The sequence below is a fragment of the Pseudomonas sp. FW305-E2 genome (genome assembly GCF_058782925.1).
In genome coordinates this window covers 20965-27476 of record NZ_JBYSYE010000052.1, presented here as the reverse complement: position 1 = coordinate 27476, position 6512 = coordinate 20965, and the positions used below count along the sequence as shown (strand labels likewise).

Below are 6512 nucleotides of genomic sequence, written 5' to 3'. Positions count from 1 at the left end.
AGATCGGGGGATGGGGGTGGGGATAAAGAATGCGTAAAGATCAGCGTTGTGGTTTGCCTGTAACGGCCTCTTCGCGGGCTCGCCCGTTCCCACGGGCACTGCACAGCCTTAACGGCCTGTGTGGTACCTGTGGGAGCGGGCAAGCCCGCAAAAGGGCCGACGCAGGCTTACTGTTGTGGCGGCTGCGCCGCGTTTCGGCTCCAGTCCAGCAGGAGGCTGTAGCCCACCGCCAGCAAGGTCGGCCCGATGAACAGGCCAATGAAGCCGAAGGCAAGCAAGCCGCCGAACACGCCCAGCAGCACGATCACCAGCGGCAGGTTGCCCCCACGGCTGATCAGGTACGGTTTGAGCACGTTGTCCACGCCACTGATGACGAAGGTGCCCCAGACGCCCAGGAACACCGCCATGCCGTATTCGCCCTTCCACACCAGCCAAGCGGTGGCCGGGATCCAGGCCAGTGGCGGCCCCATGGGGATCAGGCTGAGCATGAAGGTCACCAACCCCAGCACGATCGCCCCGGGCACCCCGGCGATCAGGAAGCCGATCAATGCCAGCAGGGCCTGCGCGGCCGCCGTGCCGATCACCCCGTTGACCACCCGCTGCACGGTAGCGGCTACCAGGTCCAGGTAATACTCGGCGCGTTCGCCCACCAGCCGGTGCAGCAAGCGCAGCACGAATGCCGCCAAGCGTGGCCCGTCGCGGTAGAAGAAGAACACGAACACCAGGCTCAGGGTCAGTTCCAGCACGCCGCTGCCGATCTGCGCGCTGCGCGCCAGCAACCAGTTGCCCACCTGCCCAAAGTAAGGCTTGATCGAGGTAAGCAAGGCTGCGCCTTGCTGGTCCAGCGATTGCCAACCGTTGACCAGACGCTCGCCAACGAATGGAATGCCACCCAGCCAGGCCGGTGCATCGGGCAGGCCGTCGACCTGCACGTCACGCACGAACGCCGTAGCGTCGCGGATGTGATCGGCCAGGTTGAACCCCAGCCACACCAGCGGCAGTGCCACGATCAGGATCCAGGCCATGGTCAGCAGGCCGGCTGCCAGCGTCTCACGACCGCCCAGCAGGCGCGTAAGGAAGCGCATCAACGGCCAGCTGGCAAAAGCCAGGATGGCCCCCCACAGCAATGCCGATATGAACGGTGCCATCACCCACAGGCCGGCACCTAGCAACGCCACCAGCAGAATCTGGACCAGCAGGCGATCATTGTTAACCATGAGGGTGCTCGTTCAAGGGATCAGTTCAAGGTGCAGGCCGTCTGTAGGCGCGCTGCCGACTTCAAGACGGCGATTGCGCACCCCAGCCTTGACCAGCGCCTCGCGCCAGGCCTCAGCCTGGGCGCCACTGAGGCTGACGCGCAAGGTGCTGTCAAGGTTCAGGCTGCGGGCCAGCAGGTTTACCCAGGCGTCTTGCGGCGCAGCAAGGTCAGGGTAGTCGAGCTTGCCGGTGTCACGCATTTCGCGCAGCACCGTGGCGGCGGTTGGCAGCAGCTCGCCCAGCGGGCTGCCTGCGATGAACTCTTCCACATGCAGATAGGCACGGCGGTTGCCACGGGTAACGCTGTACAGCGCGACCAGGGTGTCGGCCTCGTCTGCCGAGCGGCGTAGCAGGATGAACGCCTGCTGCTCGTCGCCTCCGTTGAGGCGGGCATTGGCGAACACATCATTGGCCCACAGGCTGGCCTCACCGCAATCACGTCCCTGACACCAGAACAACGGGTAGCCACCCTCGCGCACAAGTGCTTCGCGGGCACTGGTGAAGGCCTCGCGTGCAGTCCGCTCGACGGGCAATTCGTAGGTTACCGAGCTGACCTGACCGCGGCTTTCGACTTTGTCATCGACCCGCAGGCGGCCACTGATCTTGCGTAGCGGGCCCATCGGGTAGACCCGCTCCTGTTCCGTCGCCGGGCGTTGATCGACCACCTTGGCGTCCTGCGGGACCGGCAGGACGCCGGCCCACGACACGGGGGTGGCGAGCACCAGACAGGCAGCCAAGGCAGTGCGAATGGAAACGGGTACGCTCATTGGCGAACCAGGCGGCGCTCAGCGCCGAATTGAAGCTCCAGGATGTCTGGCAGTTGCATGGTTGTCTCCCTGTTCAACCCGCCAAGCCTCGACACTTGTCCGGTGCAAGTCAAGCAAAGCCAAAGAAGCGATTGATACAGTCTGCAACAAGGGCCGCGCCCTGCGCATCGTTCAGGTGCAGGTGATGGCCGCCGGGTAGTGTCACCTGTTCAAAGGGTAGCTGCTCCAGCAACCCGGCGTGGCGCGCCAGCATACCGTCGGCGGCCACCACCAAGAGCGCCGGGCAACTCACCCGCCGCACATAGGCCATGGCCTGGGCCTCGCTCAGGCGCACCGGCGAGGGCAGGGTCAGCCGGCTGTCGCTGCGCCAGCTGTAGCCACCGGGCACCGGCATCAGGCCACGCTGGGCCAGCAGCTCCGCCGCTTCACGGCTGACCGCGACCATGCCTTTCATCCGGGCTTGCACCCCTGCTTCCAATGTCGCATACACCGACTTGCGCTTGCCATCCAGCCGCAACTGGGCTTGCAGTGCCATCCCTAAGCGCTCACCTGCGTCCTGCTCGGCGCCAGTCGGCGGGATCACGCCGTCGATAAGCGCCAGGTGACTGACCCGATCGGGCAATGCACCGGCCAGTTGCACCGAAATGATCGCGCCCAGCGAATGCCCCAGCAGGGCGAAACGCGGCCAACCCAGTTGCTCGGCCACGCGCAGCACGTCATGGGCATAGTCGGCCAGGGCATAACCGGCGCCAAGCGGGCGGTGCTCCGAATAACCATGGCCGGCCAGGTCCAGGGCGACGAGGCGTAGACCTTTCAGTTGCGGTGCCAGGCGGGCAAAGCTGTTGGCATTGTCCAGCCAGCCATGCAGGGCAATCACCGGCAGCCCGTCTTCGGGGCCGAACAGGTGTGCAGCCAGTTCGATATGGCCCAGGCTCAGACGAATTTCCTCAACGTGTGCGCTCATGCCTGGCTCCAGCGGTCGAACAGGCCCTTGATCAGGCTGGCAGTGTCGGCCGGGCGCTCCAGCGGGAACATGTGCCCACCCGGTACACTGTGGTATTCACCTTTGGGCATACTGCGCACAGCCAAGGTGTGGTGGCGACGAATGACGTTGCTCCGGTTGCCGCGCACCATGGCCAGCGGCACCTGCAACTGGCGCGCAGGGGCGGGGCTGGTATGCGGGATGCTGCGGTAGATGCTGATTTCAGTAGCAGGGTCGAAGCGCAACTGCAGCCCTTGTTCCACCACCTGCAGGCCATGTTCTACATAAGCGTCGAGGCAATCGGGATCGAAATGGCGGAACAGTGATTTGCCAGCGAAATAGTCCCGGGCGCTGTCGCGGTCATTGAACGTTTCGCGACGCCCCAGGGTACGCCCGGCCGGTGTGATGCGGTCAATGAAACCAAAGCGCTTGGCTGTACGCAGCAGCCATTGATCAGCGCGGGTGAGCACCGGGGAGTCGAGCATCACCAGCCCCCGGTAGTACTCGGGGCAGCGCAATGCCGCGTGCAGGTGCAACACGCCACCCAGCGAATGGCCGACGCCCCAGACCGGCTGGTCCTGCTGCGCCAGGTGATGCAACAATTCATCGACCAGGCTTTGCCAGTTTTCGTCCACGGGAAAGCGCGGGTCATGCCCGTGCTGGGCCAGGTGCTGCACCTGATAGTCCGGCGCCAGCGCTGCAAACAGCTTGCCGTAGGTGGCCGATGGGAAACCGTTGGCATGGGCGAAGAAGATCTGCTGCGACATGGCGCCTGGTCCGGACCGGAATGATGGCCCATTGTCGGCATCGCGGGGCGGTTCGGCAATGTCCATAAAGGTCATCGGCGAGGGGGATCAGGTCATGCCGAGCGGTCGAAACTGCTCAGCGACCGACGCAGGCAGGCCTGCATATAGGCCACTTGGCTCTCCAGCGCCTCGCGGGCCAGACGCTGGTCCTGGTAGTCCAGTTGCAGGCGGCGCAAGGCCAGACAACTGGTTTGCAGCAGGTGCGAGACCCGCAGGCAGGCGTCCTGCAGCGTCCGCAGGTCCTGCTCGCATTGTTGCCTCGCAACAGGGTCCAGCCCAGGGTTGTCGTTCACCTTGCGCATCAGGTGGTAAAGCTTGGCATCGGCCGATTCACGCAGCAGGCTGTATTGGGCGAAATCCAGCGAAGTACCTTGGTCAACCTGTTCCAGGGTGGGTTGCAGGTCCAGGGAGCGCAACAGCTCCAGCATTTCACCCCTCATTCGCCGTTCCCTGATGTTTGCCATGTGGCAACGCTAACAAGCGGTGGTGAAGTGCGACAACTGACAAAAATGCCAGTTGCCTTATCGCTCTTTACCCATGCCAGCATGCAGACGCGAGCGAAACAGTGGCCTGCACACGCCATGGGACGTTCACGCGGGTGAGTGGATGGCCCGAAGCGTCATCAACCCGGCCAGCGGCCACTCCCCTTCCAGTTCTGCCAGGCTGGCAGTGCTCATGGCTGCCGGCTGTTGCCTGTGGCCGTGCTCCAGTGCACCGACCAAGGTGCCTACCAGCGGCTGGTGGCTGACCAGCAGCACATGCTCAAGCCCCAGGCGCTCGATTTCGCCGATGACCTGCTGTACATCACCCTCGGGTGTCAGCCAGGGCACGGTGCGCACCGGTTCGGCGAAACCCAGGGTGTCATGCACCAGCGCGGCGGTCTGCTGGGCGCGTACGTAAGGGCTGGCGACAATCGCCTGCAGTGGCTGCCCGATCAGGTAAGCCGCACTGTGCAGCACCTGCTCGCGACCATGGGCCGTCAACCGGCGCTCGGCATCTGTCTTGGCCCGCGGCTCAGCTTCACCGTGGCGCAGCACCCACAGCTTCACAGCTTGGGTTCCTCGTCACGCACCGGATGCGCGGCCGGTGCCACGGCGTGCGCGGCTTCACCTTCCGGCGCACGCGGGGCCGGCCAGTCTGCGAACGGCCATGGCTTCTGGTCGCTGTGGAAACTGCCGAAGCGACCGATCTGTGCCAGGTACTGGCTCAGGCTGTCGCCGAAGTTCATCAGGCTGGCGCTGGGCGCGCCATACACCAGTCGGTAGATCAGCTGTACCAGCACCAGGCCACCCAACAGCAACTCGGCCAGTTGCCAGACCACCAGGAACACCAGCATCCACAGCACCCGCAGGATGATCGACTCGCGCTGGGCGCGTTCGGGCGTATCGTTCATGTGTTGCTCCTTGCTCGTGTCAGAGCCGCCAAGGGCTCAGTTGAAACCGCTGATGGAAATGAAATCGACATCGGTCTTGGGCTCGGCGCGCATCAGGTGCTCGATCACCTGGTTCAGCGTGCGGCCTTCGAACAGGATGGCATGCAGGCCGGCCACCAGCGGCATGTACACCTGCACTTGCTGGGCTTTGGTCTTGAGCACCTTGAGCGTGTTGACACCTTCGGCCACTTCGCCCAGGCGGCTGACTGCCTCTTCCAGGCTTTGACCCTGCCCCAGTGCGTAGCCAACCTGATAGTTGCGGCTCTTGGGCGAGGAGCAGGTGACGATCAGGTCACCGACACCGGCCAGGCCGAGGAAGGTCATGGGGTTGGCGCCCTGGCTGACGGCGAAACGGGTCATCTCGGCCAAGGCCCGGGTAATCAGCATGCTCTTGGTGTTCTCGCCCATCCCCAAGGCCACAGCCATGCCGGCGATGATCGCGTAAACGTTCTTCAATGCACCGCCCAGTTCGACGCCGAAACGGTCGGCACTGGCGTAGACGCGGAAGGTACGCCCGTGCAGCACGGCCTGTACCTGCTGGCACAGATCTTCGTGCTCACTGGCCACCACTGTGGCAGTCAGTGCATGTTCGGCGATTTCGCGCGCCAGGTTGGGCCCTGACAAAACGCCGATGCGCGCCTCGGGGGCGATTTCTTCGAGGATCTGGCTCATCAGCTTGAAGCTTTGCGCTTCGATGCCCTTGGTCAGGCTGACCAGGCCTTTGCCGCGCAGCAGCTCGGCATGCGGTGCCAGCACGCTGCGCAAGGCACTCGATGGCAGGGCAACGAAGATCAGCTCGCTGGCCTGCAGGGTGGCCAGCAAGTCGTTGACCGGCTCAACCCCATCGTGCAGGCGGATACCCTTGAGGTAGCGCGGATTCTCGCGATTCACACGCATGGCCTCGGCCTGCGCCGGGTCGCGCATCCATTGACGCACCGGCACACCGTTTTCCGCCAGCAGGTTCGCCACGGCGGTGCCGAAGCTACCGCCGCCCAGAACCGCAACAGGTTGCTGTTCAGTCATATCCAATCCATTAAAGCCAAAAGTTAAGTGGCGACCCCGCCATTATACGGCTCGCCTGCCATGCGCCAAGGTCAGCAACGCAGATCACACTGTCATGGCCACGTTGCAACAAATGCAGGCGCGAGCGTGCTCGCGATGCACCGCGCCGGCGGCGCTCGATTTCCGCCCCCACGAAAGCGTCAAGACAGGCACGCTGCAAAACCGCTGCAGATCACTGGAAAATACGCCAAGGTCAGTTACCATGC

The 6512-nt window shown here is 64.0% G+C and carries 8 protein-coding genes; all 8 read right to left on the bottom strand.

The features are described from left to right. Positions 1-167: 167 nt before the first annotated feature. Positions 168-1217 carry an AI-2E family transporter gene (locus AC3WLP_RS24985; RefSeq protein WP_003251487.1) on the bottom strand — a complete coding sequence of 350 codons (1050 nt, stop codon included), beginning with the start codon at positions 1215-1217 and terminating at the stop codon, positions 168-170. A 12-nt stretch (positions 1218-1229) separates the two neighbouring features. Further along, entirely contained in the window at positions 1230-2024 is a 795-nt protein-coding gene (locus tag AC3WLP_RS24980) for a DUF4892 domain-containing protein (RefSeq protein ID WP_014755902.1), read from the bottom strand. Positions 2025-2133: 109 nt separating this feature from the next. Beyond that, positions 2134-2988, bottom strand: a complete 855-nt coding sequence (locus tag AC3WLP_RS24975) for an alpha/beta hydrolase (protein WP_014755901.1) — start codon at positions 2986-2988, stop codon at positions 2134-2136. Further along, positions 2985-3773 carry an alpha/beta fold hydrolase gene (locus tag AC3WLP_RS24970; protein WP_014755900.1) on the bottom strand — a complete coding sequence of 263 codons (789 nt, stop codon included), beginning with the start codon at positions 3771-3773 and terminating at the stop codon, positions 2985-2987. Before AC3WLP_RS24970 ends, AC3WLP_RS24975 begins: the two co-directional genes overlap by 4 nt. Positions 3774-3865: 92 nt before the next feature. Next, on the bottom strand, positions 3866-4240 hold the full coding sequence (locus tag AC3WLP_RS24965) for a hypothetical protein (RefSeq protein WP_017148204.1): 375 nt from the start codon (positions 4238-4240) through the stop codon (positions 3866-3868). Between the two features lie 162 nt (positions 4241-4402). Further along, entirely contained in the window at positions 4403-4861 is a 459-nt protein-coding gene (sixA, locus tag AC3WLP_RS24960; protein ID WP_012051746.1) for a phosphohistidine phosphatase SixA, read from the bottom strand. Further along, on the bottom strand, positions 4858-5205 hold the full coding sequence (locus AC3WLP_RS24955) for a DUF4389 domain-containing protein (protein ID WP_003251499.1): 348 nt from the start codon (positions 5203-5205) through the stop codon (positions 4858-4860). Before AC3WLP_RS24955 ends, sixA begins: the two co-directional genes overlap by 4 nt. Before the next feature lie 36 nt (positions 5206-5241). Further along, entirely contained in the window at positions 5242-6267 is a 1026-nt protein-coding gene (locus AC3WLP_RS24950; protein WP_014755898.1) for an NAD(P)H-dependent glycerol-3-phosphate dehydrogenase, read from the bottom strand. Between the last annotated feature and the right edge of the window lie 245 nt (positions 6268-6512).

Coding starts and splice junctions, on each gene's coding strand:
- AC3WLP_RS24985 (WP_003251487.1), bottom strand. CDS start 1,217: ATGGTTAACAATGATCGCCTGCTGGTCCAGATTCTGCTGGTGGCGTTG.
- AC3WLP_RS24980 (WP_014755902.1), bottom strand. CDS start 2,024: ATGAGCGTACCCGTTTCCATTCGCACTGCCTTGGCTGCCTGTCTGGTG.
- AC3WLP_RS24975 (WP_014755901.1), bottom strand. CDS start 2,988: ATGAGCGCACACGTTGAGGAAATTCGTCTGAGCCTGGGCCATATCGAA.
- AC3WLP_RS24970 (WP_014755900.1), bottom strand. CDS start 3,773: ATGTCGCAGCAGATCTTCTTCGCCCATGCCAACGGTTTCCCATCGGCC.
- AC3WLP_RS24965 (WP_017148204.1), bottom strand. CDS start 4,240: ATGCTGGAGCTGTTGCGCTCCCTGGACCTGCAACCCACCCTGGAACAG.
- AC3WLP_RS24955 (WP_003251499.1), bottom strand. CDS start 5,205: ATGAACGATACGCCCGAACGCGCCCAGCGCGAGTCGATCATCCTGCGG.
- AC3WLP_RS24950 (WP_014755898.1), bottom strand. CDS start 6,267: ATGACTGAACAGCAACCTGTTGCGGTTCTGGGCGGCGGTAGCTTCGGC.